The organism is Puniceibacterium confluentis (genome assembly GCF_007923445.1).
GTDB lineage: Bacteria > Pseudomonadota > Alphaproteobacteria > Rhodobacterales > Rhodobacteraceae > Puniceibacterium > Puniceibacterium confluentis.
Genome location: NZ_VOJI01000003.1, coordinates 177,679 through 203,807, shown reverse-complemented (window position 1 = coordinate 203,807; position 26,129 = coordinate 177,679). Strand labels below are relative to the sequence as shown.

Below are 26,129 nucleotides of genomic sequence, written 5' to 3'. Positions count from 1 at the left end.
TCATGTCCCGCAAATTCATCGCAGCCGTGCTGACCGCCGCCGTCGTGCTGACCGGCCTGACCGCAGCCCCGGTCCGCGCCGCGGAAAACGACGCGCTCCTGCGCACGCTCGGCATCGGTACAACCCTGCTGGTCCTTGGCGCCACGATCAAGAATGCCAAGGACAAGGAGGACGAAGACAAAAAGAAGAAAAAGCACCGCTATGTCGAACGCGATCCGCGCCCGTACTTTGACGACCGGGGACATTACGACAACCGGGGCCGCCACGACGACCGGGGCCGTTACAACAACTGGGGTCGTTACGACCACCCGGGACGCGGTGACGAGCACAGGAATTACGACAACCGGGGCCGTTTTGGCCACAACAGCGACTTTGACAACAGGGGTCGGCGCGACCGCGGTCACGGTGTCGACTTTGGCCGCGGGCGTGCGCCGCTGCCCGGCAGCTGTCTGACCGAGACATATCGCGGCAGCAAGGTGTTTGACGCCGTTTGCCTGTCGCGCCGCTATGAGCAAAGCCGCCGCCTGCCCGACGTCTGCCTGTCGTCGGTGCGCACCCGTCATGGCCAGCTGCTGGCATATGGCGCAAATTGCCTGCGCAACAGTGGCTACACGATCGCCCGCCGCTGAGATCATGAGTCGAGCAGAGGTGCGGCGGTAGCGCCCTCGACCGCCGCACCGGACGGCGCGCGGAGCTCCGAAAAGGCCCGCGCGCCGTTTTTTGGCATTTGTCCAACCGGGGGAGTGCCATCGCGGTTTGCCGCCGCACCGGAGCGCCGGACGGGTCGCCGTCATTCGGGGTTCAGACCCGCTCGGCACATGGCGCTTGCAAGTATCGCTGGCAGCGGGTTCAAAAGGGTATGACAATCCCTGATTTTTCGCTGGAAAAAACCCTGTACGCCCGTGGCATGGGCCGTGTCGTCGGAGTCGATGAGGTCGGGCGCGGCCCCCTGGCCGGGCCGGTCATGGCCGCTGCCGTCTGGCTGAACCCGGCCCGCATCCCCGACGGCCTTAACGATTCCAAGAAACTGACGGCGCGGCGGCGCGAGGCGCTGTGCCTGCAAATTCTCGAGTGTGCCCTTGTGGGCGTAGGGGAGGCGAGCGTCGCGGAAATAGACACTCACAACATCCTGCGTGCCAGCCACCTGGCCATGGAACGGGCCATCGCGGCGCTGGGGTTTGTACCGGATCACGTGCTTGTGGATGGCAACCTGATTCCCCGAGGACTCAACCTAGACGCGACTCCGGTAATCGGTGGGGATGCACGGTCGGTGTCGATCGCGGCGGCCTCAATTGTGGCAAAAACAAGGCGCGACCGGGTCATGTGGGATTTGGCGCAACACTATCCCGGATATGGCTGGGAGACGAATATGGGATATCCCTCGAAAAGCCACAGAGAGGCGCTGCGAAATCTTGGTGTGACCCCACACCATAGGCGTTCGTTCAAGCCGGTGCACAATATCTTGTATCAAGGGTAAATCTTAACCCTCTGATTCAAAAAAGAAATTGACCGCGAATCACCGATGAATCATCCTTTGGGCAACTAATGAGCGCGACATTGCGCCGGGGACAGAGGCTGAGACATGACGAAGATGACCAAGATCAAGAGCGCCGCCACGCTGCCGCTCAACACGATTCTCGAAGGGGACTGCATCGAGGTGATGAACAGTCTGCCGGAGGCGTCGGTCGATCTGATCTTTGCCGATCCGCCCTATAACCTGCAGTTGAAAGGTGATCTGCACCGGCCGGACAATTCGCGCGTGGACGCAGTTGACGATCACTGGGACCAGTTCGCGAGTTTCGAGGTCTATGACCGCTTTACCAAGGCATGGCTCAAGGCGGCGCGCCGGTTGCTCAAGCCGAATGGCGCAATCTGGGTGATCGGATCCTATCACAACATCTTCCGGGTCGGGGCCGCTCTGCAGGACGAAGGCTACTGGATCCTGAACGACGTCGTCTGGCGCAAGGCCAACCCGATGCCGAATTTCCGCGGCAAGCGGTTCACCAATGCCCATGAGACGATGATCTGGGCGTCAAAGGGCGAGGGCGGCAAGTACACCTTCAACTACGAGGCCCTCAAGTCCCTGAACGAAGGCATCCAGATGCGCAGCGACTGGGTCTTGCCGATCTGCAACGGTGGCGAGCGGCTGAAAGATGCCAATGGCGACAAGGCGCACCCGACACAAAAGCCGGAAGGCCTGCTGCACCGGGTGCTGGTCGGGTCGACCAACCCCGGCGACGTGGTGCTGGACCCGTTCTTTGGCACAGGCACAACCGGGGCCGTGGCCAAGATGCTGGGCCGTGACTGGATCGGAATCGAGCGCGAGGCAGCCTACCGCGAGGTGGCGAACCGCCGGATCGCCGATGTGCGCAAATTTGACAAGGCGGCACTGGAAGTCACCCGCGCCAAGCGCAGCGAACCCCGGGTGCCGTTTGGCCAGCTGGTCGAACGCGGCATGCTGCGTCCGGGCGAAGAGCTGTTTTCGATCGGAAACCGGCACAAGGCCAAGGTGCGGGCCGACGGCACGCTGATCGGCAACGATGTGAAGGGGTCGATCCATCAGGTGGGGGCGCATCTGGAAAACGCACCGTCCTGCAACGGCTGGACCTACTGGCATTTCAAGCGCGACGGCAAAGTCGTCCCGATAGATGTGCTGCGCCAGCAGATCCGCTCGGAGATGGAAGAACGGCCGCACTAGGCCGGTTCCGGGGGCCTTCGGGCGCCCATCGGGGTTTTCAACAACAACCGGCGTACCGCCGCGCTTCGCCTTCGGGCTGAGGCGCTGACTTGCCCCGCCTGTCCGCAGGCGGGGTTTTTTGCCTTGGCGAAGCATCGCGCGCCGGATTGCCGCGTAGGGGGCCGGTCGGCCGGGGCCGCGATGAAACATTGACCGGGCCGCCGGTGCGACGCCACACACGCCAGCGACAGGGTGTCACGGTTCGGCAGGCAGGGTTGCAAAGGGTGTTCCGGAGCGTCGTGCCCCTGCTGGTGGGATTTCAGCCGGTGACGCCCCCGGAGGCCATCCCGCTCAGCCCCCGGGCCCTGCGGTTGCATCTGTCTCGGTGACTGTCCGACGCCGGTTTGGCCGCGGCTGTCCGGGTTGACCTTGCCGCGCAGAGCGGATCATGTGCGCGCAAACAACCCCGGAGTAGTCATGGACCTGCGCGCGATCTTGATGGGGCTGGCCTTTGCCGCGATGTGGTCCTCGGCCTTTACCTCGGCGCGGATCATCGTCGTTGCCGCGCCGCCGCTCTATGCGCTGGCGCTGCGGTTTCTGGTGTCCGGTCTGATCGCGGTGCTGATTGCCCGCCTGATGGGGCAGAGCTGGCATCTGACACGGCGGCAATGGCGGTCGGTGGTGATCTTTGGCATCTGCCAGAACGCGCTGTACCTCGGCTTGAACTTTGTGGCGATGCAGACGGTGCAGGCGTCGCTGGCCGCGATCATCGCCTCGACCATGCCGCTGATGGTGGCGCTGGCGGGGTGGGTGCTGTTGCGCGACCGGCTGGCGCCTCTGGGGATCGTCGGTCTGTGCATCGGCGTGACTGGTGTGGTGCTGATCATGGGCGCACGGATCAGCGGTGGTGTGGACCTGTACGGGCTGGGCCTGTGCATCCTGGGCGGCATTTCGCTGGCCGCGGCAACGCTGACCCTGCGCGGTGCGACGTCAAAAGGCAATGTGATGATGATAGTCGGGTTGCAGATGCTGGTGGGCGCGGCGGCGCTGATCGTGCCTGCCGTGGCGTTCGAACGTTTGGCAGTCACCTGGTCCTGGCCGCTGGTCTGGGCCTTCTGGTACACCACGCTGGTGCCCGGGGTCATCGCCACGCTGGTCTGGTTCCTGCTGGTCGAGCGGATCGGCGCGGTGAAAGCAGCAACCTTTCATTTCCTCAACCCGTTTTTCGGGGTCGCGATCGCCGCGGCCTTGCTGGGCGAGGCGCTGGGAATCTGGGACGTGATCGGGGTTGTGGTGATCGCGCTGGGCATTCTGGCGGTGCAACTGTCCCGACAGCGCACTGTCTGAAAGCTCTCGGAGGGGCGCTGCCCCTCGGTCTGCGGCCTCACCCCGGGGTATCGGGACCCCGGAGAGGCTGGCAGATCGCTCTAGCCGATCGTGCCGCGATTCCGGCCGATCTGGCCGCGGTGCAGCAGGAGGTGGTCCAGGATCACGCAGGCCATCATCGCCTCGCCCACTGGCACGGCACGGATGCCGACGCAGGGGTCGTGGCGGCCCTTGGTGATGATTTCCGCCGCTTCGCCGGATTTGGTGATGGTCTGGCGCGGTTTCAGGATGGACGAGGTGGGTTTCACTGCGAAGCGTACCACAATGTCCTGACCGGTCGAAATGCCACCAAGGATCCCGCCGGCATGGTTCGAACTGTAGACCGGCCGTCCGTCGTCGCCCATGAAGATCTCGTCGGCATTGTCCTCGCCGGTCAGCATGGCGGCGGCCATGCCTTCACCGATCTCGACGCCCTTGACGGCATTGATGCTCATCATCGCTGCTGCCAGATCGGTGTCGAGCTTGCCGTAGACCGGCGCGCCAAGGCCGGGGGGGACATTGCGGGCGACAACCTCGATCATTGCTCCGACCGAGTTGCCGGACTTGCGCAGGGTCTCAAGGTAGTCGGCCCAGAGCGTCGCGGTCTCGGCAGAGGGCACCCAGAACGGATTTTGCGTGATCTGCGACATGTCGCGCGCGCCCGAGATGCGGTGCGGGCCCATCTGGGTCATGTAGCCTTCGATCTCGATCCCCGGCGCGAGGCTGTCCAGCGCGGCGCGGGCGAGGCCACCAGCGGCCACCCTCGCTGCGGTCTCCCGTGCCGAAGAGCGTCCGCCGCCGCGGTGGTCGCGGATGCCGTATTTCTGCCAGTAGGTGATGTCGGCATGGCCGGGGCGGAATTTCTCGGCGATGTCGCCGTAATCCTTGGAACGCTGGTCGGTGTTCTCGATCATCAGCTGCACCGGGGTGCCGGTGGTCTGTCCCTCGAACACACCGGACAGGATGCGGACCTGATCGGGTTCCTTGCGTTGGGTGGTGTATTTCGAGGTGCCGGGTTTGCGCCGGTCCAGCCAGACCTGAATCATGTCTTCGGTGATCTCGACGCCGGGAGGGCAGCCATCGACGGTGGCGCCAAGCGCGGGTCCGTGGCTTTCGCCCCAGGTGGTGACGCGGAAAAGATGACCGAAGGTGTTGAGGCTCATGGCGGGTGGCTCCTTTGGGCGTGGTGTTAGGGCAGGGCGGGGACGGTCTCAAGGGATTTCGCTTGAATGCGACCGGGTGCGGCGCTAGCTGTCTGCCCACCTCGGGGTGCTGTCGTGCGTCTCATCAGGGAAAGTGGGGACCGGTTTCCCGCCCGGATGAGGCGACAGTCGACCCTCATCAGGGAAAGTGGGGACTAATTTCCCGCCCGGATGAGGCGACCAACACGGCAGCTGAGACGCGCGATGCGAACCCGTTGAACCTGAACCGGTTAACACCGGCGGAGGGAAGGTCTGGACGCATGCTCCGCACTTTGCCCATCCGTCGCAATCTTGGAGGATGCCATGAAGGCACTTACAGTTGCAGCGGCTTTGATGACGGCCAGTACCGCTCTGGCGCAAACACCAGTCCTGACAGTCTACGCCGGTGATTACATCACCTCGGAGTGGGGACCGGGGCCGAAGATCGAAGCGCTGTTCGAGGCGCAGTGCGGATGCGACCTTCAGTTCAAGCCCGGCGATCTGCTGCCACGCCTCTTGCTGGAAGGCGCGCGGACCGAAGCGGATATCGTGTTCGGTCTGAACACCGATGTCACCAAAAAGGCGCGGGAAAGCGGGCTGTTCGCGCCGCATGGCCAGACGCTGGAAGCGCTGACCCTGCCGATCGACTGGAGCGACGAGGTGTTCCTGCCATTCAACTATGGGCACACGGCGTTCATCTACAACACCGAGCGGATGGCAGAGGCGCCTGCGTCCTTTGAGGCGCTGCTGGACGCGCCCGATGATCTGAAGATCGTCATCCAGGACCCGCGGACCTCGATCTCGGGGCTGGCACTGGTCCTGTGGGTGCAGGCGGTGTACGGCGACGGGGCGCAGTCGGCCTGGGAAAAGCTGGCGCCGAAGATCCTGACGGTGACCAAGGGCTGGTCGGAATCCTATGGCTTGTTCACCGACGGTGAGGCGGACATGGTACTGTCCTACACCACCTCGCCGGCCTATCACATCATCGCCGAGGAAGACCGCACCAAGAAGGCGGCGATCTTTCCCGAGGGGCACTATTTCATGGTCGAACTGGCGGCCAAGGTCGCGGGGACGGATCAGCCGGAACTGGCGGATCAGTTCATGGCCTTCATCCTGTCAGAGGAATTCCAGAGCATGATCGCGACGGGCAACTGGTCCTTTCCGGCGGCACTGCCGCAGGCGGGCTGGCCCGAGGGGTTCAAGGAACTGGATCTGCCGGAAAAGGTGCTGTTCTATTCCGAGAACGAAGCCGCCGACCTGCGTGACAAGGCGATCGAGGCATGGCGCGCGGCGCTGTCGCAGTAACCGCCGGGCTGCTGGTTGCGGGGCTGACCTTTGGCCCCGTGGCGGCAGTGATCTGGCGCGGAGCGGCCTGGTCGGCGCTGGCCCCGGGGGACTGGCTGGCGATCCGCTTTACGCTGGTTCAGGCGCTGCTGTCGGCGGCGCTGTCGGTGCTGGTTGCGGTGCCGGTGGCACGGGCACTGGCGCGGCGTCGGTTTGTCGGGCGCGGCGTGCTTGTGGCGCTGCTGGGCGCACCGTTCATATTGCCGGTGATCGTGGCGGTGCTGGGTCTGCTGGCGGTGTTCGGGCAGTCCGGACTGGTGAATGCCGTTCTGCGCTGGGCCGGCCTGCCCGGGATCACGATATACGGACTGCATGGCGTTGTGATCGCGCACGTCTTCTTCAACCTGCCGCTGGCGGTACGGATGATCCTGCAGGGCTGGCTTGCGGTCCCGGCCGAACGGTTCCGCCTGTCGGCCTCATTGGGGCTGACTGCCGGCCAGGTGTTCCGGGTGCTGGAGTTGCCGATGCTGGCACGCATCGCGCCGGGGGCCTTCGCGGTGATCTTCGTCATCTGCCTGTCGTCCTTCGCCATTGCCCTGACGCTGGGCGGCGGGCCACGGGCGACAACGGTGGAACTGGCGATTTATCAGGCCATGCGGTTCGACTTCGACCTGGCCCGAGCCGCGATGCTGGCGGTGATCCAGCTGACACTGGCGCTGGTGGCCGGGGGCATTGCCCTGCGGCTTTCCTCGGGCACGGGATTCGGGGTCGGCCGCGACCGGGTGGTGCAGCGCTGGGATGATGGCGGGCTGGCACGCGGTCTGGATGCCGTCTGGATCGGGCTGGTGGCGGCGTTCCTGCTGGCGCCGCTGGGCATGGTCGTTCTGCGCGGTCTGCCGGGACTGGCCATGCTGGGGCCAGCGGTCTGGCAGGCGGCCGGTCATTCGGTGCTGGTGGCGCTGGGCTCGACGTTTCTGTGCCTTGTCTGGGCGCTGCCACTGGCGACGCGGCGCGGCGAACTGCTGGGGCTGGCGGGCATTGCGGTATCGCCGCTGGTGCTGGGAACCGGGCTGTTTCTGATCCTGCGGCCCTACGTCAACCCGCTGGATCATGCGCTGGTTGTGACCGGAGTGGTGAACGCGCTGGTGTCCCTGCCCTTTGCGCTCAGGATCCTGCGGCCCGAAGCCGAGGCCGTGCGGGCGGATTATGCGCGCCTCGGCGCCGCGCTGGGATTGTCGGGCTGGGCCTGGGTGCGCTGGGTGCTGCTGCCGCGTCTGCGTCGGCCGTTGGGGTTTGCCGCCGGACTGACGGCGGCGCTGTCGATGGGTGATCTGGGGGTGATCGCACTGTTTGCGGATCCCGACCATGCCACCCTGCCACTCAAGGTATACGGGTTGATGGGGGCCTACCGGATGGAGGCCGCGGCCGGGGCGGCACTGCTGCTGCTGGCGCTCAGTCTGGGGCTGTTCTGGATGTTTGATCGCGGGGGGCGTGTCGATGCTGAAGCTTGAGGGCGTCGAGATCACAGAGGGGGATTTCCGCCTCACGGCGCGGTTCGCGCTGCACCCGGGCGAACGGGTGGCGGTGATCGGGCCGTCGGGCGCGGGCAAATCGACGCTGCTGGATGTGATCGCCGGGTTCCACGCGCCCAGGGCGGGGCGGGTGCTTTGGCACGATCGGGATCTGACCCGCGTGGCGCCGGGGCAGCGGCCCGTGAGCATGCTGTTTCAGGACAACAACCTGTTCCCGCATCTGAGTGTGACGCGCAACCTGGGTCTGGCGATGCGGCCCGGTGGCGGGCGGCTGACGGCAGCGGACCAGGCGCGGATTGACGCGGCACTGGCCCGTGTCGGTCTGGATGGACTGGGCGCGCGCCGCCCCGGCGCGCTGTCGGGGGGGCAGCAAAGCCGGGCGGCGCTGGCGCGGGTTCTGGTACAGGACCGGCCGGTCATGCTGCTGGACGAACCTTTTGCGGCGCTGGGGCCGGCGCTGAAGGCGGGGATGCTGGATCTGGTGGCCGAAGTGGCCGGGGCCGCTGGCGCCCTGGTGGTGCTGGTCACGCATGACCCCGAGGACGCGCGCCGTTTCGCGCAACGGGTGGTCCTGGTGGCCGACGGGGTGGCGGCGGCGCCGGTTGCGACCGAGCGGCTGTTTTCCGACCCGCCCGCGGCGCTGCGCGCGTATCTCGGATAAACCGCCCGGTCGGCCCCCCCCGCCACAGCAAAAAGCCCCGTCAATATGACGGGGCTTTTCAATTCTCGGCAGTGTCGGCCGGATCAGGTGGCGTTCTTCTTGCCTTTGATCGGCGCCCAGATGCGCTTGTTGGTGAGGTAGAGCAGCACCGACAGCAGGGTCAGGAACAGCACACCGACAAAACCGGCCTGCTTGCGCGCCATCATCTTGGGCTCGGCGGTCCACATCAGGAAGGCAGCCACATCCTTTGATTCGCTGTGAATGTCGGTCTCGTGACCATCGGCATATTCGACGTCGTCGCCCAGAAGCGGCGGCGGCATCGAGATATAGCCGCCCGGAAAGGCGGTGTTCTCGTAGAGTACCGTGCCGGCCTGTTCGATGGTCTCACCGGTGTAACCCGCCAGCAGCGAGGCGATGTATTCCGGACCGCCGATGCCCTTGACCAGCTGGTTGATGCCGGTGCCGTAGGGGCCGTGGAAGCCCGCGCGGGACTTGGCCATCAGCGACAGGTCGGGCGCGCCGACGCCGTCGTTCACCGGGAAGTTGTCCGCCGGGGTAGCCGGGCGGAAATCGTCGAGCTCGGAGTCGAACACCTCAAAGTTCTGGGACGCGTAGGCGCGCACCTGATCCTCGGGGAGGCCGGGGCCGGATTCCGACGACAGGTCGCGGAACGGGACGTACCGCAGCCCGTGGCAGGAGGCGCAGACCTCGGTGTAGACCTGCAGGCCGCGCTGCAGCTGGTGCTGGTCGTAGCTGCCAAAGGGACCTTCGAAGGAAAAGTCGTAATCCTCGATATGCTGCTCACCTTCGGCGGCAAAGGCGCCACCGGTGGTGAGTGCCAGTGCCATCGCGGCGGTCAGGGCAAGTTTCTTGAACATGGGTTCAGGGTCCTTCTTCTTACTCTGCCGGGGTCGATGCAGTTGCACCGCCGGTTTCCGAGGATTTGCCGTAGTGGCTGGCGAAATCATCTTCGATGGTTTCGGGGCGCGGCAGCGGCTTTTCGATGACGCCCAGCAGCGGCAGGATCACCAGGAAGTATCCAAACCAGTAGGCCGACGCGATCAGCGAGATCCAGTCATAGGGGAACTCGGCCGGGCGGGCACCCACCCACATCAGAACGATGAAATCGATGATCAGCAGGGCGAACCACCACTTGAACATCGGACGGTACTTGCCAGAGCGTACCGACGACGTGTCGAGCCAGGGGGCCAGCGCCATTACAGCGATGGCGCCGAACATTGCCAGCACGCCAAAGAACTTGGCGTCGACGATGCCACCGGTCACGAACGAGGCGATCTGCACCACCCAGACGTCTGCGGTAAAGGCGCGCAGGATCGCATAGAACGGCAGGAAGTACCATTCCGGCACGATGTGCGCAGGCGTCGCGAGCGGATTCGCTTCGATGTAGTTGTCCGGGTGGCCGAGGTAGTTCGGCATGAAGCCGATAACCGCAAAGAACACCGCCAGGATCACGGCCAGCGCGAACAGGTCCTTGATCACGAAGTAGGGCCAGAACGGCACGGTGTCTTTCTGTGCCTCGGCCTTCGAGGTGCGGCGCACTTCAACACCGGTGGGGTTGTTGTTGCCCGTGGTGTGAAAGGCCCAGATGTGCACGATCACCAGGCCCGCAATCACGAACGGGAACAGATAGTGCAGCGAGAAAAAGCGGGTCAGCGTGTAGTTGTCGACCGCCGGTCCGCCCAGAAGCCAGGTCTGGATCGGCTCGCCGATGAAGGGAATCGCACCGAACAGGCCGGTGATGACCGTGGCGCCCCAGAATGACATCTGGCCCCAGGGCAGAACGTAGCCCATGAAGGCGGTGCCCATCATCAACAGGTAGATCAGGATGCCGATGATCCAGGTGATCTCGCGCGGTTCCTTGTAGCTGCCGTAATAGAGCCCGCGGAAGATGTGGGCGTAGACGGCGACAAAGAACAGCGAGGCGCCGTTGGCATGCATGTAGCGCAGGGCCCAGCCGCCGTTGACGTCGCGCATGATATGCTCGACCGAGGCAAAGGCCAGGGTGGTGTCGGGCGTGTAGTGCATCACCAGCGAAATGCCGGTGGCAATCTGCAGCACCAGGGTAAAGGTCAGCACGATGCCCCAGATCCACATCCAGTTCAGGTTCTTGGGTGTGGGGATCATGATGGTGTCATAAAGGATGCCAAGCACCGGCAGGCGCCGGTGCAGCCACTTTTCGCCACCTGTTTTCGGTTCGTAATGGTCGTGCGGAATTCCAGCCATTTCTCTCTCCCTTAACCGAGAACGATCGTGGTTTCGTCAGCGAACTCGGCCGGGGGCACCGGCAGATTGCGCGGGGCCGGGCCTTTGCGGATGCGGCCCGCCGTGTCGTAGTGCGAGCCGTGGCAGGGGCAGAACCAACCATCATATTCACCGGCACCATCGCCAAGCGGCACACAGCCGAGGTGGGTGCAGACACCCATCATCACCAGCCACTTGCCCTCTGCGTCCAGGGTGCGGTTCTCGTCGGATGCATCGGCTTCGCCGGCGATGTTCTCGTTCCGGGCGATCGGGTCGACCAGTTCGGACAGCGCAACGGCGCGGCCTTCTTCGATTTCCTTCGCGGTGCGCGAACGGATGAACACCGGTTTGCCGAGCCATTTGACCGTCAGCTGGGTGCCTTCGGTGACGCCCGAGACGTCGACCCGGATCGACGACAGCGCGAGCACGTCGGCCGAGGGGTTCATCTGGTTTACCAGCGGCCAGATGGCGGCTCCGGCAGTGACGGCGCCGGCCCCTGCTGTGGCGTAGTAGAGAAAGTCTCTCCGGGTGCCTGCGTGTTCGTCTGCGTGTGACACGGGGTTTACTCCATTCCTTGGCCGTTGGACTGGCCGGGGCAAAAAGATCTGCCATGACGCTGCATGGCCTTATGGTTCGGGTATTTAGCCGGGTCGCCGGGTTGCGTCCAGAACTCAAAATCGCGTCTTCGTGAAAAGCGCGGATGTGTCGCGGTTGTTGACGCGTGCTATGTGACTATATCAGCCCGGGGAGAGCACGGCCGACGGGTACGGCCACAGGGCCGACGGGCCGCAAGGATGAGACGATGACACAGGCTACACTGGTAAAATGTGCGCTTGGCGCGGCCGCAATCGTGCTTCTGGCAGGGCCAGTCGCCGCGGAAATGGAGCTTTCCTTCTATTCCGGCTGGCAGACGGCGCCGCACAGCCGTCTGAAGGGCGATTATCCCGGCGGCGGGTCGTACAATGGCCTGATCGGTTGGCAGGGAAAGTCGTTTGAGATGCCGCCGTATTACGGTGTTCGCGGCACCTGGTGGCAGGACGAGCGAATCGGTTTCGGTCTCGAATTCACCCATTCCAAGGTCTACGCGCCCGATGACGAAGCCGCCGCCATCGGCTTCAAGGGTTTCGAGTTCACTGACGGGCTGAACATCGTCACCGCAAACGCGATGCGCCGGTGGCCGGACCAGTGGAACGGTCTGACGCCCTACGTCGGCGGCGGTCTGGGCGTGGCCGTGCCCCATGTCGATGCCGAGACCTTCGCGGGCGACAAGACGTTCGGCTATCAGCTCACCGGCCCGGCCGTGCGTCTGATTGCCGGGGCAAGTTATGACATCAGCGACCGTGTGGCGGTCTTCGGCGAATACCAGTTCGTCTATTCGCGCAACGAAGGCGAGCTGGACGGCGGCGGCGATTTCGAGACCGATGTGAAAACCAATGCGCTGAACGTGGGCCTGACGCTGAAGTTCTGAGCCACACAGCGACAGCATCGGATGAGGGGGCTCCGTATCGGGGCCCCTTTTTCATGGCTCCTGCCGCCCCGTCCGGGCAGGGAGCCGGGCGGGGTGTGGTCGCGCTGGTTGCGGATCAGCCCTGCGGTGCTGTCGCCAGCATCGACGGACGTTCGGCAAAGCTCTTGTGCCAGGCTGCCAGCGCATCGCGCCCGGCACGCCAGTTTCGGGCGTCGTGACGCAGGTCGAGATACGACAGCGCGGCCCCCATGGCGATGTGACCCATGTCCATGCGGCCATGCAGATGGCTCATCCAGAGGGAATTGACCGCTGTCAGGGCGCGGTCGATCTTGTCCCATTGTGCCTCGACCCAGTCCGGCGACCGTTGTTCTTCGTCCCGCAGCCGTGCCTCGTAAACCATGAGCAGCGCCGCTTCGAGCAGTCCGTCGGCGGTGGCTTCGAGCGTCAGGACGTCCCAGACGCGGTTTTCGGGGTAAAGTCCGGCTTTGGCACGATGGTCGAGAAAGCGGCAGATGACGCGGCTGTCATACAGGGCTGGGCCGTCTTCGCGGATCAGGGCAGGAATTTTCCCGATCGGATTGGCGGCGGTCACCGTGGCATTGACGGCAAAGGGCGTGGTCGACACGGGAACGATTTCAACATCGCCCAGCTGGTTTGTTTCGTGCAGCGTTATCAGAACCTTGCGCACAAACGGCGAGGTGCCGGAGCTCAGCAGTTTCATCGGTGGGATCCTTTCGACCGGAACGGGTGCGCAAACCCTAGGGTCTTTGCGCGGGCTTGGTAAGATCTGCGGCTAAAGCACAGGGGGGTGGCGCATCAGGTCCGCCAGCGCACCGGTCTGCACGCCGGTCGGCGCCTGCCGCACCGCCTCTGCGGCAGCGAGGCGCACGGCGTCGGCCTTGTTCTGGCTCAGTTTCCAGGTGGCGTCTATGTTCGAGACATGCAACCGGAACGGCAGGATCATCCGCATCATCCGGTCCAGCACGTCCGGTGTCATCTTTTCGGTCTGCCAGACCGGTTTGGGGGCCAGCCGGGCCTCGTAGGCTTCGGACTGGCGGTCCAGCATGGCGCGCATCCCGCTCTCGGGCAGGGGGGCCAGCGTGCCGGTCAGATGGATGGCGACATAGTTCCAGGTCGGAACCTGGTCCGGCACCTCGTACCAGTCGGGAGAGATATAGCCATCCGGCCCGTTCACCGCGATGACCGCCTGCTGGGGGCCGTTCAGCCGCGCAATCGGGTTCGAGCGGACAAGATGCAGGTCGGCGTGGCTGCCGTCTTCGGCCAGCAGGAACGGGATGTGGGACAGCAGCGGCACCGCCGCGGTGCTGACGGCCAGCACGCCGAAGCCGCGGTGCCGCGCATAGGCGATGTCCTTGGCGTGGTCGGCGGAATGAAAGATCGGATTGGGGTGCATCGGTCAGGCCTTGGGGTGGGTTGCCTCATAGACCTTCATCAGATGCAGGGTGTCAACGGCGGTATAGGCCTGGGTGGTCGACAACGAGGCATGGCCCAGAAGTTCCTGAATCGCCCGCAGATCGCCACCGGCCGACAGCAGGTGGGTGGCAAAGCTGTGCCGCATGGCGTGGGGGGTCGCGGTCGCAGGCAGTCCCAGCTGCATCCGGGCATTTTCCGTGACTTTCTGGATCAGCCTGGGGTTGAGCGCGCCGCCCCGCGCACCACGGAACAGCGGCGCATCGGGTTCGGGCGTGTAGGGGCAGGCGGCAAGATAGCGGTCCACCGCCGATCGGGCGACCGGCAGCACCGGCACGATGCGTTCCTTGCCGCCCTTGCCGGTGATACGCAGCGATTCCCCCAGTGGCAGGTCACGGCCCCGCAGGCCAAGCGCCTCGGAAATCCGCAGGCCACAGCCGTAGAGCAGGGTGATGACGGCAGCGTCGCGGGCGCCGATCCAGCCTGTCACGTTCTGCACCTCGACGGTGTCGATCATGGCGCGGGCGGCGTCCTGCGACAGCGGGCGCGGCAGTTTCTTCTGGAACTTCGGGGTGCGGGTCGACAGCACCGCCGTGGGTTCATACCCTTCGCGCTCGGCCAGCCAGCGGTAAAAGCTTTTCACCGCCGAAAGCTTGCGCGCCATCGAGCGTGATCCGGCGCCGCCACCGCGCAGATGCGCCATCCAGGCCCGCATGTCGGTTACCGTCAGCCGCGACAGCGGGCCAAGCCCCTCTGTGCCGCCATGGTACTGGGTCATGAAGATGATGAAGTCCCGCACATCTGCGCGGTAGGCGGTGAGGGTGTTGTCGGCGGCGCCATGCAGGGCGCGCGCCGCGGCAAGCCAGTTCTCCAGGGCGTCGCGGGCCTGTGGAGAAATGGCCAGGGTCATGACAGCCAGCGCCGCATGGTGCGTTCGAACACGCCGGCAAAGAACGCCAGCAGATCCGTGCCCTGCTGTGGCGTGAACTGGTGCGGATCCTCGGCTCCCAGCGCCAGCAGACCGGGCAGGCGGCCGGGGCCAAAGTCCAGCCGAAGGCAGGCCTCGGAGCGGATGTACGTGGCGTTGTCGCCATAGATCTGGGAGTCGCCGTATTGCAGCTGGCGCAGTGTGACGCTGCGTTGCGGAGCCGAGTGGCGACCATTGGCAAGATAGTCTTCGATGAAGCCCGGTTCGGCCACTGACAGCACGCTGCCCAGACGGCTGAGCGTCGGGTCTTCGTCGTTCTGCGCCGATTCCAGCACCAGCCGCACGGAATCAACCCGCAGGATTTCGGCGACCTCACCGCCCAGGTCCCTGAGAAAGGGCTCGAACTCGACCGGGTCGAGCATCCGCAGGATGGCCCGGTGCACAAGATTGGTTCCGGCAAGATTTTCGTAGGCCGCGGCGATCACCGAACGGTGGGTGTCTTCCAGCCGGTCCAGCCGCGCTTCGAGCCGGTCCATGGCGATGCCGCGCAAGTCGATGATGTTGCCACCCATAGACCGCTCGTTTGCAGCGATCAATGCGCGCATAACGTCCTGATCTTCCAGGATAACGTCGGGGCGCGAGATGATCGTGTCACGTAGGGAATCGTCGATGCGGGGGCTGCTGCTCATGTCGGTCTCTGTTTGATTTCTGGCCGGACCCTATCAGAGGGTACCTGCGTTTTCGCCCCTTTTATCCGGGCGTTTCCGCCTCTTTGCCGGGGTGTGGCCGATGTGTCAACTGTCTGCACCGGGGCCGGATTCGCGCGGATACCTGCATCTGCAATGACTGCACGCGCGGTCATGCGTGCCCTGAGACGACAAGACGGCACGGCGCCCCGGGACCGGCCACCGGCAAAGGGCCGCTGCTGTCGCGGCCGACGGGTGGCGGCGCCGGGGGCAACAGCCCCGGCGCCGGTAAGTCTCAGAGAATCTTGATTCCGGCCTGGGCGGCGTCCTTGACGAACTGGTCCAGCCCCTTGTCGGTCAGAACGTGGTTGGCCATCGCCTTGATCACGCCCGGAGGCGCGGTGGCCACGTCGGCGCCGATCTTGGCGCATTCCGACATGTGGTTGGCGGTGCGGATCGAGGCGGCCAGGATCTGCGTCTCGTAGCCGTAATTGTCATAGATTGTGCGGATGTCAGCGATGAGATCCAGCCCGTCCATGTTCAGATCGTCCAGACGCCCGATGAACGGCGAGATGAACGTCGCACCGGCCTTGGCGGCCAGCAGAGCCTGATTGGCGGAAAAACAGAGCGTGACGTTCACCATGTTGCCCTCGTCCGTCAGCACCTTGCAGGCCTTGAGGCCATCCCAGGTCAGCGGCACCTTCACGGCAATGTTCGGGGCGATCTCGGCCAGCCTGCGGCCCTCGGCGATCATGTCGTCCGATCCCAGCGCGATCACCTCGGCAGAGACGGGGCCCGAGACCATGTCGCAGATCTCCTTTGTCACTTCCAGAATGTCGCGTCCGGATTTCAGGATGAGAGACGGGTTTGTGGTGACTCCGTCCACCATCCCCAGATCGTTGAGTTCAGAGATGGCGTCGATATCGGCGGTGTCTACGAAGAATTTCATGTGCGTTCCTTCCCGGTCGCTTGGCAATTCGCTGCGGCTGTCTTACCCCAGAGACACGGGGGCAGAAAGCCTGTTCCCGGCAGCGCTAACATGAAATGTGTGAATGTCCCCGGGTTTTTTCAAAGAAGACGATCTGATCGCGGTGCTCACCACGCAACCTTTCGCGAGCACTCTGGACTACCGCGCGCCCGAGGGCGGCTGCCACCTCGGGGCCTTTGTCGAGGTGCCGCTGGGTCCCCGCAAGGTGCTCGGGGTGGTCTGGGGGCCGGGGGTCGGCGATTTCGACCCGGCAAAGATCCGCGCGGTGATCCGGGTGCTGGATGCAGCACCGATGCGCGACGAGTTGCGCAGCTTTCTGGAACGCGCCGGTGACTACACCCTGACACCGCTGTCCGCGATGTTGCGGCTGTGCACGCGTGCGCCGGGGCTGGGCGATCCGCCGTCGATGCGCAAGGTGTACCGTCTGGGCCTGTCCGAACCGGGCCGGATGACCGACGCCCGCACTCGGGTGCTGGACGTGTTGCGCGACATGGGCAGGCTGTCGCTGACCCTCGGTGAACTGGCCGAAACCGCAGGCGTGACCCCGTCAGTGGTCAAGGGGCTGGTCAAGCTGGGCGCCGTCACCGAAGAGGAAAGCCCGCGTGACACGGCCTTTCCACGTCTTGACCCGGATCTTGGCGGCAAGGAACTGACCGGCGATCAGGCGGCCGGGGCCGAGGCGCTGATGGCGGGAGTGCGGTCCGGGGATTATGGCACCACGCTGCTGCGCGGCGTCACCGGGTCGGGCAAGACCGAAGTGTATCTCGAGGCGGTGGCGGAATGCCTGCGCCGCGGGCGTCAGGCCCTGGTTCTGTTGCCCGAGATTGCCCTGTCCGCCGAGTTTCTGACCCGGGTCGAGGCGCGGTTCGGGGCGCGACCGGCCGAGTGGCATTCCGGCGTGACCGTGACCGAACGGCGCCGGGTCTGGAAAATGGTCGGTGAGGGCCGCGCGCAGCTTGTCGTCGGTGCGCGGTCGGCGCTGTTCCTGCCATTCCAGCAGCTCGGGCTGGTGGTGGTCGACGAGGAACACGACACATCCTACAAGCAGGAAGAGGGCGTGTTGTACAATGCCCGCGACATGGCGGTGTTGCGCGCCGCGATCTGTGGCGCGCGGGTGGTGCTGGCCTCGGCCACGCCGTCGCTGGAAAGCTGGGCCAATGCCGAGGCCGGCAAGTACGACCGGATCGAGCTCACGTCGCGTTTCGGGGTGGCGGTGATGCCGAAGATGCGCACCATAGACATGCGGGCCGAGGATCTGCCGCGCGACCGTTGGGTGTCGCCGTCCCTGGCGCGCTCGGTGACGCAGCGGCTGGAAAAGGGCGAGCAGTCCTTGCTGTTCCTCAACCGGCGTGGCTATGCCCCGGTGACGATCTGCCGGGCCTGCGGCCATCAGATCGGCTGTGACCACTGCGACGCGCGGATGGTCGAGCACCGGTTCCTGAAACGCCTGGTCTGTCACCAGTGCGGCGAAAGCAAACCGGTGCCGGACATCTGCCCGTCCTGCGAGGCCGAAGACAAACTGGCCGCCGTCGGTCCCGGCGTCGAACGCCTGGGCGAAGAGGTCACCGGCCTGTTCCCCGAGGCCCGCGTGGCGGTGCTGTCGTCGGACATGTACGGCTCGGCCCGGGCGCTGAAGGCCGAAATCGAGAACATCGCTCAGGGTGCGGCGGATATCATCATCGGCACCCAGCTTGTGGCCAAGGGGCATAATTTCCCGTTGCTGACGCTGGTCGGCGTGATCGACGCCGATCTGGGGTTGCAGGGGTCGGACCTGCGGGCGGCCGAACGCACGTTCCAGCTGATGCGGCAGGTGGCGGGCCGCGCCGGGCGGGCCGAAAAACCCGGCGAAGCGGTGATGCAGACCTACCAGCCCGAACATCCGGTGATCCGCTCGATCCTGGCCGGGGATGAAGAGGGGTTCTGGCGCGCCGAAGCGGCGGAACGCCGTGCCGCCGGGGTGCCGCCATATGGCCGCATGGCGGGGATCATCCTCAGTTCGACCGACGTGCAGGAAGTGTTCGATCTCGGCAACGCCATGGCGCGGCAGGACGGTGCCCTGCGAAAGATCGGCGCACAGGTCTTCGGCCCCGCCCCGGCGCCGATAGCAAGGGTGCGTGGCAGGCACCGGGTGCGTCTGCTGGTGAAGGCGCCCAAGGGGGTGGCTCTGCAGGCCGCGCTGGCAGAGTGGGCCGGACAGTTCCGCCTGCGCGGCCAGTTGCGGCTGGCGATCGATATCGACCCGCAGAGCTTTTACTAGGCCGTTGTCCGGTCGGTGGCCCCGTATCGCCCGCGTGCCGCCCCCGCATCACCCTGACGTGCCGCCGCACCGGTCGGCCAGACGCCCGGGGGGACACGGCTGTGGCGGTTGTGCCGGTGGACCGCGTCCGAGGAACATTGCGCCTCGCGCCTTGTTTGTCAGCTGTGACCCCTCTACATGCGAGAACATGAAACGCTGGATCCCCTTTCTCAAATCCACCCCCATGGTGGCCGTCGTGCGCCTGCAGGGTGCCATTGGCATGGGTGCTCGCGGCGCTCTGAGCGATCAGAGCCTGCGGACCATGTTGGAAAAAGCCTTCCGGCGCGGCAAGCCGGTGGCGGTCGCGCTGGAAATCAACTCGCCCGGCGGCTCGCCGGTGCAGTCGTCGCTGATCGGCACACGCATTCGACGGCTGGCAATAGAGACCGGAGTGCCGGTCTTTGCCTTCGTCGAAGATGTCGCCGCCTCCGGCGGGTACTGGCTGGCCTCTGCGGCGGATGAGATTTTTGCCGATGACAGTTCGATCCTGGGGTCGATCGGGGTGATCTCGGCCGGGTTTGGCGCCCATGTATTCCTGGCCCGTCAGGGGCTTGAGCGGCGGGTGCACACGGCGGGCAAGTCCAAAAGCATGAATGACCCCTTCCGTCCCGAAACCGAAGAAGATGTGGCGCGGCTGGACCGTCTGCTCAGCCAGTTGCACGAGAATTTCATCGGCCATGTCCAGAGCCGGCGTGGCGACAAGCTGGCTCAGGATCCGGACCTTTTCACGGGCGAAGTCTGGATCGGGCAAAGTGCGGTCAGGGTCGGTCTGGCTGACGGCATCGGCCATCTGGTGCCGGTCATGAAGGCGCGGTTCGGCGACAAGGTGAAATTCCGCCGCTACGAAATGAAACGGTCGTTGTTCCGCCGTTTCGGGGCGAACCTGGCGATGGACGCGCTGGCCGGTGTCGAGGAACGGGCGCAGTACGCCCGGTTCGGGTTGTGACGTGATCGTCAAGATTGTCTCGATCTTCCTGATTGGCATGGCGGTGCTGGCGATGTTCGGCAAGCTCAGGATGCCGGGCGCGAAGCGGCTCGCTTCGGCAAAATGCAAGCGATGCGGGCGTTACCGCATCGGACGGGGCCCGTGTCCCTGCGACAAGGGAACGTCCTGACATGGTCTGGATGACGGTTGTGCTGGGGCTGGTGATCCTGCTGCTGGCCGGTGATGCGCTGGTCAAGGGCGCCGTGAACCTGAGCCTGCGCGTCGGTGTTCCGGCGCTGATTGTCAGCCTGACAATTGTGGCCTTCGGCACCTCGGCGCCTGAACTTCTGATTTCGGTCAAGGCGGCGCTGGACGGGGTGCCGGGCATCGCATTGGGCAACGTGGTGGGATCGAACACCGCCAATGTGCTGCTGGTGCTGGGCATACCGGGCATGCTGGCGGTGATGCACACGGCCGAGCATGACACGCGCAAGAGCTATGTCATCATGCTGGGCGCGACGGTGCTGTTCATCGCGCTGGCGTTCCGGGGGGTGTTCGACCAGATCGCCGGCCTGGGTCTGCTGGCGGCGCTGGCACTGTTGCTGGGGGATGCGGTACGCGAGTCGCGGGCACACCGGCGCGCCGGAAAGGATGCCGCCGAAGAGCAGATCGAAGGCGCCGACCCGCAAATGCGCGGTTGGAAAATCGGGCTTTACCTGGCGCTGGGGCTGGCGGGCCTGCCTCTGGGCGCGGATCTCCTGGTTGACTCGGCGACGGTCATTGCACAGCGCTTTGGTGTCAGTGACACGGTCATCGGCCTCACTCTGGTCGCTGTCGGCACCTCGCTGCCGGAACTGGCGACAACGGTGATGGCGGCGCTGCGCCGTCAGGCCGACGTGGCGCTGGGCAATGTCATCGGGTCCAACATGTTCAACCTGCTGGCCATCATCGGCATCGCCTCGATTATTGCGCCGCTCGGGGTGGATGCCGCGTTCCTGCGTTTCGATCTCTGGGTGATGCTGGCCTCCAGCCTGCTTCTGATCCCGTTTGTCTTTCTGCGGCAGAATATCGGCCGGGTCTGGGGCATCTTGCTGACAATATTGTATATTGTCTACGTGGTGATCGTACTTCTGAGCTGAGAGGTGTGCAGTGAGGGCATTGGTGACAGGGGCGGGAAAACGCCTGGGCCGCGCGATGGCCCTGTGCCTTGCCGAGCGCGGACATGACGTGGCGGTGCATTACGCCAGTTCCGGCACGGCAGCGGAGGAAGTCGCCGCGCGGATCCGCGAAATGGGGCGCCGTGCCGTCACATTGCAGGCGGATCTGCTGGACGAGGCCGCGGTGCAGGACCTGGTGCCGCGCGCGTCCAGGGGCCTGGGCGGTCCGCTGACCTGCCTGGTGAACAACGCCTCGATCTTTGAGCACGACGACATCGGCTCCGCCACGCGCAGCAGTTGGGACCGCCATTTCGAAAGCAATCTTCGGGCGCCCTTTGTGCTGATGCAGGCACTGGCGGCACAGGCGCCCGACCCCGTCAGTGATGCGCTCGGAGAGCCGGTGGCGCAGGCGCTGGTGGTCAACATGATCGACCAGCGGGTGCGCAAGCTGACGCCGGAATTCATGACCTACACGCTGGCCAAGGCGGGTCTGTGGACCCTGACCCAGACAGCGGCGCGGGCGCTGGCACCGCGGGTGCGGGTCAATGCGATCGGCCCGGGGCCGACGCTGCGTGGTGGCCGCCAGAGTGACGACCAATTTGCCCGGCAACGCGCGGCCACAGTTCTGCAGCGCGGATCCAACCCGGCGGATATCGTTGGTGCACTGTCATATTTCCTGGATGCGCCCGGGGTGACCGGTCAACTGCTCTGCACCGACGGCGGACAGCACCTTGGATGGCAAACACCCGACATCATAGGAAATGAGTGACGACGCATGGTAAAGTTGTGCACCTGGCTGCGGGCAGTGACGAAATCGTTACAAAAGGTTTAATGAAATCATAGTTTTGCATGTGTCCGGAAAATGTTTTAAATAAAAACAAGGCATTACGTTTTTGATTAAAAATAAGGCAAATCAGGGAAGCTTGCTAAATACAACGAGAATTTCCGGACGGCGGAAAGTTACACTCAGAGTTATCCACAACTTCCGTGGATGCCTTCCGGCTTGCACCCGCCTTTTGGACAGTGCAGCCACCCGGCAAGAATCGCAACTGAACCGCAACGAACCGGGGTTCCATGACTGACGCAACTGACACACCTTCGGGCGTCGCGCCGACAGGGCACGCCTGCATTCAATCCTACCTGAAAACCCTGGACAACAGCCCCGGGGTGTATCGGATGCTGGATGGCGAAAGCCGGGTGCTTTACGTCGGCAAGGCACGCAACCTGCGGGCCCGGGTCAGCAACTACGCGCGGCCTGCGGGGCATTCGGGCCGTATCGCGCGGATGATCCGCGAAACCGCCTCGATGATGTTCCTGACCACCCGGACCGAGACCGAGGCCCTGCTGCTCGAGCAGAACCTGATCAAGCAACTGAAGCCGCGCTACAACGTGCTGCTGCGCGACGACAAGTCGTTCCCGAACATTCTGGTGACGGACCACGATTTTCCGCAGATCACCAAGCATCGCGGCGCGAAGAAGGACAAGGGCCAGTATTTTGGTCCCTTTGCCAGCGCCGGCGCGGTGAACCGGACCCTGAACCAGCTGCAAAAGGTGTTCCTGTTGCGCAATTGCGCGGATTCCATGTTTGAAACCCGCACCCGTCCTTGCCTGCAGCACCAGATCCGGCGCTGTTCGGCGCCCTGCGTCGGCCGGATCTCGGCCGAAGACTACCGCGCGAGCGTCCGGGATGCGGCGCAGTTTCTGTCGGGCAAGTCGAGCGGCGTGCAGGAAGGGCTGGCGCGGCAGATGGCGGAGGCGTCAGAGGCGATGGAGTTCGAGCGCGCGGCGGCTCTGCGCGACAGGATCCGGGCGTTGACGCAGGTGCAGTCCGCACAGGGCATCAATCCGCGCGGCGTGACCGAGGCGGACGTCGTGGCGCTGCATCTCGAAGGCGGGCAGGCCTGCGTCCAGGTGTTTTTCATCCGTGCCAATCAGAACTGGGGCAACCGCGACTTTTACCCCCGCGTCGGTCCGGATGTCGATGCGGCCGAAGTGATGGAAGCGTTCCTGGGACAGTTCTATGACACCAAGGAACCGCCGCGGCTGATCCTGTTGAGCCATGCCATCGAAAACGCCGACCTGATGGAAGAGGCGTTGACCGGCAAGCTGGGCCGACGGGTCGAACTGGCTGTGCCGCTGCGCGGCGAAAAGGTCGAACTGGTCGACGGCGCGGCGCGCAACGCCCGCGAGTCGCTGGCACGCAAGATGGCCGAAACCGCCACCCAGGGAAAGCTGCTGCGGGGGCTGGCCGAGGCCTTCGGGCTCGACGCGCCGCCGCAGCGCATCGAAGTCTACGACAACAGCCATATTCAGGGCACCAACGCCGTCGGCGCGATGATCGTTGCCGGCCCCGAGGGGTTCCTGAAGAACCAGTACCGCAAGTTCAACATCCGCGGTGATGCACTGGTGCCGGGTGACGATTTCGGCATGATGAAGGAAGTGCTCGAGCGGCGTTTCCGGCGGCTGCTGAAGGAAGACCCGGACCGGACCCTGGGTCTGTGGCCGGATCTGCTGCTGATCGACGGCGGCGCCGGGCAGGTGTCGGCGGTGGCGTCGATCATGGCCGAACACGGGGTGCAGGACATTCCCATGGTGGGCGTCGCCAAGGGCGTCGACCGCGATGCCGGCAAGGAAGAGTTCCACCGGCTGGGGCAGCACGCCTTTGCGCTGCGCCACAATGATCCGGTGCTGTATTTCATCCAGCGGATGCGCGACGAGGCCCACCGCTTTGCCATCGGGACCCACCGCGCCAAGCGGGCCAAGGCCGTGGGGGCAACGCCGCTGGACGACGTGCCCGGCGTCGGCGCGGCCCGCAAGCGAGCGCTGCTGGCACACTTCGGCTCGGCCAAGGCTGTGGCCCGCGCCAATCTGGCGGATCTGAAGGCGGTCGAGGGGGTCTCGGAGGCGCTGGCCGAACGGATCTACGGTTTTTTCCACGAGGCGGGTTGATCTGGCGGAGCGGCCTTGCGGCCGCGCAGATGTCTCACCCCGCGCCCATGGGGCGCAGAGCTCGGCGCCAGCTGCCGCCTGACGCTCACAGGCTGGCGGGGGGCCAGGTTGTGGCGCTCAGGCCGTGAGGCTGCTCAGGCAGGCGCGGAGATGGTCCGGCAGCGGTGCGGGATGGCCTGCGGCGTCGACATGGACCTGGGTAAAGAAACCACAGGCGGCGGCCGCGTCGTCATCGTTGCGAAACAGCGCGATGTCCGTGCGGAACGAGGTTCTGCCCAGATGCGCCAGACGCAGGCCGACCTGCAGCACGTCGGGAAAGCCGCATTCGGCAAAGTAGGTGCAGCCGTTCTCGACCACCAGCAGGCGGGTCGGCGCGGGGCCGTCTATGACGATGCCCTGATCGATCTGCCAGAGGCTGATGGCGGTGTCGAACAGCGAAAAATATGCGGCATTGTTCAGGTGCCCGTAGCTGTCGTTGTCGGCCCAGCGGGTCTGCAGGCTGCGCAGCGCGGTGAAACCCGCACGACGGGGCTGCTCGGGGCGGGGCATCAGGAGCGGATCATCCGGAAGGCGGTCGACGCGCCCCAGCCTGCGGCGATGGCCAGCGCCACCGACAGCAGGCCATAGGCAAGCGGCTGTTCGCGCGACAGGTTGAACAGCCAGCGTTCGATGCCGACCTTGCGCACGTCGATGACGGTTTCGCGCTGCGAAATCACCCGTCCGCCCCGGGTGAGCAGGATCCGGGTCCGGTAGGCGCCTTCGGTCAGGTTGGCGGGCATGGCGATGGACGTGTCGAACAGCGTCTGCTGGCTGACCTCGACGGTGTCTTCGGCCAGTTGGTACAGACCTTCTTCGGTGCGGATGCGGATCACGGCGGCGGCAAAGCTCTGGCTGTCCTGCACCGTCATCGGCGCGCCGACCGACCGGATCGCCCGCCGGATCGAGACGCGGTGGCGCAGGTCTTCGACATCGGAAATGGTCTGGCTCCAGGGCGCCGATGTGGCGATGGCGTAAAACGACGGCGCCGAGTCGATGTCGACTGCATCGGTGTTGACCCAGATCCCGAACCGCCGTTCCTTGCGGCGCACGGTGAGCGGCACCGAAGGCCCCGCGACGGTGATCAGCACTTCGATCGGCGGGCCGTCGGGAATGGGTGTTTCCCGTTTGATGGCCCCGAAGATCAGGATGTCGGAGCCATCGAAATCGGCGGTGATCGCGACCTGGTCCTGACTGAGGCCAAGCACGACCTCTTCGTCCTGTGCCAGTGCCGGGGCGGCAAGCAGAAGAAGAGCGGCAAGCAGGCGCATCAGTGCCCCCCGGCCGCGAGGGTGTAGATTTCGGCAGGTTGCAGCAGTAGCTCCAGGGCAATCTTGCCGCAGACGGCAAGCACCAGCATCGCCAGCAGGATTCGCAATTGTTCGGCCTTGAGGCGCATCCCGATCACCGTCCCGAGCTGCGCCCCGATCACGCCGCCGATGATCAGGGCCAGAGCCAGCACCAGATCGACAGTCATGCTGGTGGTGGCGTGCAGCAGGGTGGTGAAGGCGGTGACAAAGATGATCTGGAACAGGGAGGTGCCGATGACCACCTTGGTCGGCATTCCCAGCAGGTAGATCATCGCGGGCACCATGATGAATCCGCCGCCCACCCCCATGATTGCCGCCAGGATGCCGACGGCAAAACCGACCATCATTGGGGGAATGGCCGAGATGTAAAGACCGGAGGCGCGGAACCGCACCTTGAACGGCAGGCCGTGGACCCAGACATGCTGGCGTCGTTTCGGGGGGCTGCCGCGTCGGGAGTTGCGCAGCGCGCGCAGCGATTCGACAAACATCAGCGCGCCGATGACGCCGAGGAACACCACGTAACACAGCCGGACCAGCAGATCGACCTGCCCCAGATCGCGCAGGATGTTGAAGATGTAAACGCCAAAGCCCGACCCGATCAGGCCGCCCATCAGCAGCACCAGGCCCATGCGCAGATCCACGGTCTTGCGTTTGAGATGGGCAAGGACGGCCGAGATCGAGGAGGCAACGATCTGATTGGCGCCGGTGGCCACGGCCACCGCCGGTGGAATGCCCAGAAAGAACAGCATCGGCGTGATCAGAAAGCCACCGCCGACCCCGAACATGCCGGACAGCATGCCAATGATTGCTCCCAGCCCGAGCAGGACAAAGAGGTTTACCGAAACCTCGGCAATGGGGAGATAGATCTGCATGAACGCACTTAGCGTGGGTGGCGCCGGCTTTGCAACGGTGGCGACAATTTTTGCTTGGCTTCGTTGTGCCGTTGCCCATGTCCTGTGCGTCGGCCACGCCGTCCCCGGGGGCGCTGCCCCC

Annotated in this window: 26 protein-coding genes; 14 read left to right on the top strand and 12 right to left on the bottom strand. The window is 64.9% G+C overall.

Annotated elements, in window-relative coordinates; translation table 11 throughout:
* Window positions 1–2: 2 nt before the first annotated feature.
* From FOY53_RS05300 to FOY53_RS05285, 4 genes are all read left to right on the top strand, one after another.
* Window positions 3–629, top strand: a complete 627-nt coding sequence (locus FOY53_RS05300; protein ID WP_146586461.1) for a hypothetical protein — start codon at window positions 3–5, stop codon at window positions 627–629.
* Between the two features lie 230 nt (window positions 630–859).
* On the top strand, window positions 860–1,477 hold the full coding sequence (gene rnhB / locus FOY53_RS05295; RefSeq protein ID WP_146586459.1) for a ribonuclease HII: 618 nt from the start codon (window positions 860–862) through the stop codon (window positions 1,475–1,477).
* A gap of 105 nt (window positions 1,478–1,582) precedes the next feature.
* Window positions 1,583–2,698, top strand: coding sequence for a site-specific DNA-methyltransferase (locus FOY53_RS05290; RefSeq protein WP_146586457.1), 1,116 nt, complete (start codon window positions 1,583–1,585; stop codon window positions 2,696–2,698).
* A gap of 456 nt (window positions 2,699–3,154) precedes the next feature.
* A complete protein-coding gene (locus FOY53_RS05285) occupies window positions 3,155–4,024 on the top strand; it encodes a DMT family transporter (RefSeq protein WP_146586455.1) in 870 nt (289 codons plus the stop codon).
* 80 nt (window positions 4,025–4,104) lie between these two features.
* Here FOY53_RS05285 and aroC read toward each other — a convergent pair whose 3' ends face one another.
* The gene (gene aroC / locus FOY53_RS05280; protein WP_146586453.1) at window positions 4,105–5,205 is read right to left on the bottom strand and encodes a chorismate synthase; all 1,101 of its coding nucleotides are present in this window, start codon (window positions 5,203–5,205) and stop codon (window positions 4,105–4,107) included.
* 342 nt (window positions 5,206–5,547) lie between these two features.
* Between aroC and FOY53_RS05275 the strand changes: the two genes are divergently transcribed.
* The 3 genes from FOY53_RS05275 to FOY53_RS05265 are packed head-to-tail and all read left to right on the top strand — an operon-like array spanning window position 5,548 to window position 8,700.
* Window positions 5,548–6,528 carry a thiamine ABC transporter substrate-binding protein gene (locus FOY53_RS05275; protein WP_146586451.1) on the top strand — a complete coding sequence of 327 codons (981 nt, stop codon included), beginning with the start codon at window positions 5,548–5,550 and terminating at the stop codon, window positions 6,526–6,528.
* Window positions 6,504–8,018, top strand: a complete 1,515-nt coding sequence (locus FOY53_RS05270) for a thiamine/thiamine pyrophosphate ABC transporter permease ThiP (protein WP_146586450.1) — start codon at window positions 6,504–6,506, stop codon at window positions 8,016–8,018. Before FOY53_RS05275 ends, FOY53_RS05270 begins: the two co-directional genes overlap by 25 nt.
* Window positions 8,005–8,700 (top strand): thiamine ABC transporter ATP-binding protein, encoded by a 696-nt coding sequence (locus FOY53_RS05265; protein WP_146586449.1) that lies wholly within the window; start codon window positions 8,005–8,007, stop codon window positions 8,698–8,700. Before FOY53_RS05270 ends, FOY53_RS05265 begins: the two co-directional genes overlap by 14 nt.
* Before the next feature lie 83 nt (window positions 8,701–8,783).
* Here the strand turns inward: FOY53_RS05265 and FOY53_RS05260 are convergent, their stop codons facing one another.
* Genes FOY53_RS05260 through petA form a run of 3 tightly spaced genes read right to left on the bottom strand, consistent with a single transcriptional unit; the run spans window position 8,784 to window position 11,519 of the window.
* Window positions 8,784–9,578: a cytochrome c1 gene (locus tag FOY53_RS05260; RefSeq protein ID WP_146586448.1), complete on the bottom strand. Its 795-nt coding sequence runs from the start codon at window positions 9,576–9,578 to the stop codon at window positions 8,784–8,786.
* 19 nt (window positions 9,579–9,597) lie between these two features.
* Window positions 9,598–10,944: a cytochrome b gene (petB, locus tag FOY53_RS05255; RefSeq protein ID WP_146586447.1), complete on the bottom strand. Its 1,347-nt coding sequence runs from the start codon at window positions 10,942–10,944 to the stop codon at window positions 9,598–9,600.
* A gap of 11 nt (window positions 10,945–10,955) precedes the next feature.
* Window positions 10,956–11,519 (bottom strand): ubiquinol-cytochrome c reductase iron-sulfur subunit, encoded by a 564-nt coding sequence (gene petA / locus FOY53_RS05250; protein ID WP_146586446.1) that lies wholly within the window; start codon window positions 11,517–11,519, stop codon window positions 10,956–10,958.
* Between the two features lie 245 nt (window positions 11,520–11,764).
* Between petA and FOY53_RS05245 the strand changes: the two genes are divergently transcribed.
* On the top strand, window positions 11,765–12,430 hold the full coding sequence (locus tag FOY53_RS05245; protein ID WP_146586445.1) for an outer membrane protein: 666 nt from the start codon (window positions 11,765–11,767) through the stop codon (window positions 12,428–12,430).
* Window positions 12,431–12,545: 115 nt separating this feature from the next.
* Here FOY53_RS05245 and FOY53_RS05240 read toward each other — a convergent pair whose 3' ends face one another.
* From FOY53_RS05240 to fsa, 5 genes are all read right to left on the bottom strand, one after another.
* The gene (locus FOY53_RS05240) at window positions 12,546–13,151 is read right to left on the bottom strand and encodes a glutathione S-transferase (protein WP_146586444.1); all 606 of its coding nucleotides are present in this window, start codon (window positions 13,149–13,151) and stop codon (window positions 12,546–12,548) included.
* A gap of 72 nt (window positions 13,152–13,223) precedes the next feature.
* Window positions 13,224–13,844, bottom strand: coding sequence for an FMN-binding negative transcriptional regulator (locus FOY53_RS05235; protein ID WP_146586443.1), 621 nt, complete (start codon window positions 13,842–13,844; stop codon window positions 13,224–13,226).
* A 3-nt stretch (window positions 13,845–13,847) separates the two neighbouring features.
* Window positions 13,848–14,771, bottom strand: a complete 924-nt coding sequence (locus FOY53_RS05230; RefSeq protein ID WP_146586442.1) for a tyrosine recombinase XerC — start codon at window positions 14,769–14,771, stop codon at window positions 13,848–13,850.
* Complete coding sequence (locus tag FOY53_RS05225) at window positions 14,768–15,478, bottom strand: DUF484 family protein (protein ID WP_146586441.1); 711 nt, start codon at window positions 15,476–15,478, stop codon at window positions 14,768–14,770. The genes FOY53_RS05230 and FOY53_RS05225 overlap by 4 nt, the downstream gene beginning before the upstream one ends.
* Before the next feature lie 292 nt (window positions 15,479–15,770).
* Window positions 15,771–16,424, bottom strand: a complete 654-nt coding sequence (gene fsa, locus FOY53_RS05220; RefSeq protein WP_146586440.1) for a fructose-6-phosphate aldolase — start codon at window positions 16,422–16,424, stop codon at window positions 15,771–15,773.
* A 103-nt stretch (window positions 16,425–16,527) separates the two neighbouring features.
* Here fsa and FOY53_RS05215 point away from each other — a divergent pair, with 103 nt between their 5' ends.
* From FOY53_RS05215 to uvrC, 6 genes are all read left to right on the top strand, one after another.
* A complete protein-coding gene (locus FOY53_RS05215; protein ID WP_146586438.1) occupies window positions 16,528–18,720 on the top strand; it encodes a primosomal protein N' in 2,193 nt (730 codons plus the stop codon).
* Between the two features lie 187 nt (window positions 18,721–18,907).
* Window positions 18,908–19,705, top strand: a complete 798-nt coding sequence (locus tag FOY53_RS05210) for a S49 family peptidase (protein WP_146586436.1) — start codon at window positions 18,908–18,910, stop codon at window positions 19,703–19,705.
* A 1-nt stretch (window position 19,706) separates the two neighbouring features.
* Window positions 19,707–19,874 carry a hypothetical protein gene (locus FOY53_RS22995; protein ID WP_186766517.1) on the top strand — a complete coding sequence of 56 codons (168 nt, stop codon included), beginning with the start codon at window positions 19,707–19,709 and terminating at the stop codon, window positions 19,872–19,874.
* 1 nt (window position 19,875) lies between these two features.
* On the top strand, window positions 19,876–20,823 hold the full coding sequence (locus FOY53_RS05205) for a calcium/sodium antiporter (protein WP_146586434.1): 948 nt from the start codon (window positions 19,876–19,878) through the stop codon (window positions 20,821–20,823).
* 19 nt (window positions 20,824–20,842) lie between these two features.
* Complete coding sequence (locus FOY53_RS05200; protein WP_186766523.1) at window positions 20,843–21,610, top strand: SDR family oxidoreductase; 768 nt, start codon at window positions 20,843–20,845, stop codon at window positions 21,608–21,610.
* Window positions 21,611–21,915: 305 nt separating this feature from the next.
* Window positions 21,916–23,790 (top strand): excinuclease ABC subunit UvrC, encoded by a 1,875-nt coding sequence (uvrC, locus tag FOY53_RS05195; protein ID WP_146586430.1) that lies wholly within the window; start codon window positions 21,916–21,918, stop codon window positions 23,788–23,790.
* A gap of 117 nt (window positions 23,791–23,907) precedes the next feature.
* Here the strand turns inward: uvrC and FOY53_RS05190 are convergent, their stop codons facing one another.
* From FOY53_RS05190 to FOY53_RS05180, 3 genes are read right to left on the bottom strand one after another with little or no spacing between them, the layout of a single operon-like run.
* Complete coding sequence (locus tag FOY53_RS05190) at window positions 23,908–24,339, bottom strand: acyl-CoA thioesterase (RefSeq protein ID WP_146586428.1); 432 nt, start codon at window positions 24,337–24,339, stop codon at window positions 23,908–23,910.
* Window positions 24,339–25,097 carry a TIGR02186 family protein gene (locus FOY53_RS05185; RefSeq protein ID WP_146586425.1) on the bottom strand — a complete coding sequence of 253 codons (759 nt, stop codon included), beginning with the start codon at window positions 25,095–25,097 and terminating at the stop codon, window positions 24,339–24,341. Before FOY53_RS05185 ends, FOY53_RS05190 begins: the two co-directional genes overlap by 1 nt.
* A complete protein-coding gene (locus FOY53_RS05180) occupies window positions 25,097–26,008 on the bottom strand; it encodes a sulfite exporter TauE/SafE family protein (RefSeq protein WP_146586423.1) in 912 nt (303 codons plus the stop codon). The genes FOY53_RS05185 and FOY53_RS05180 overlap by 1 nt, the downstream gene beginning before the upstream one ends.
* Between the last annotated feature and the right edge of the window lie 121 nt (window positions 26,009–26,129).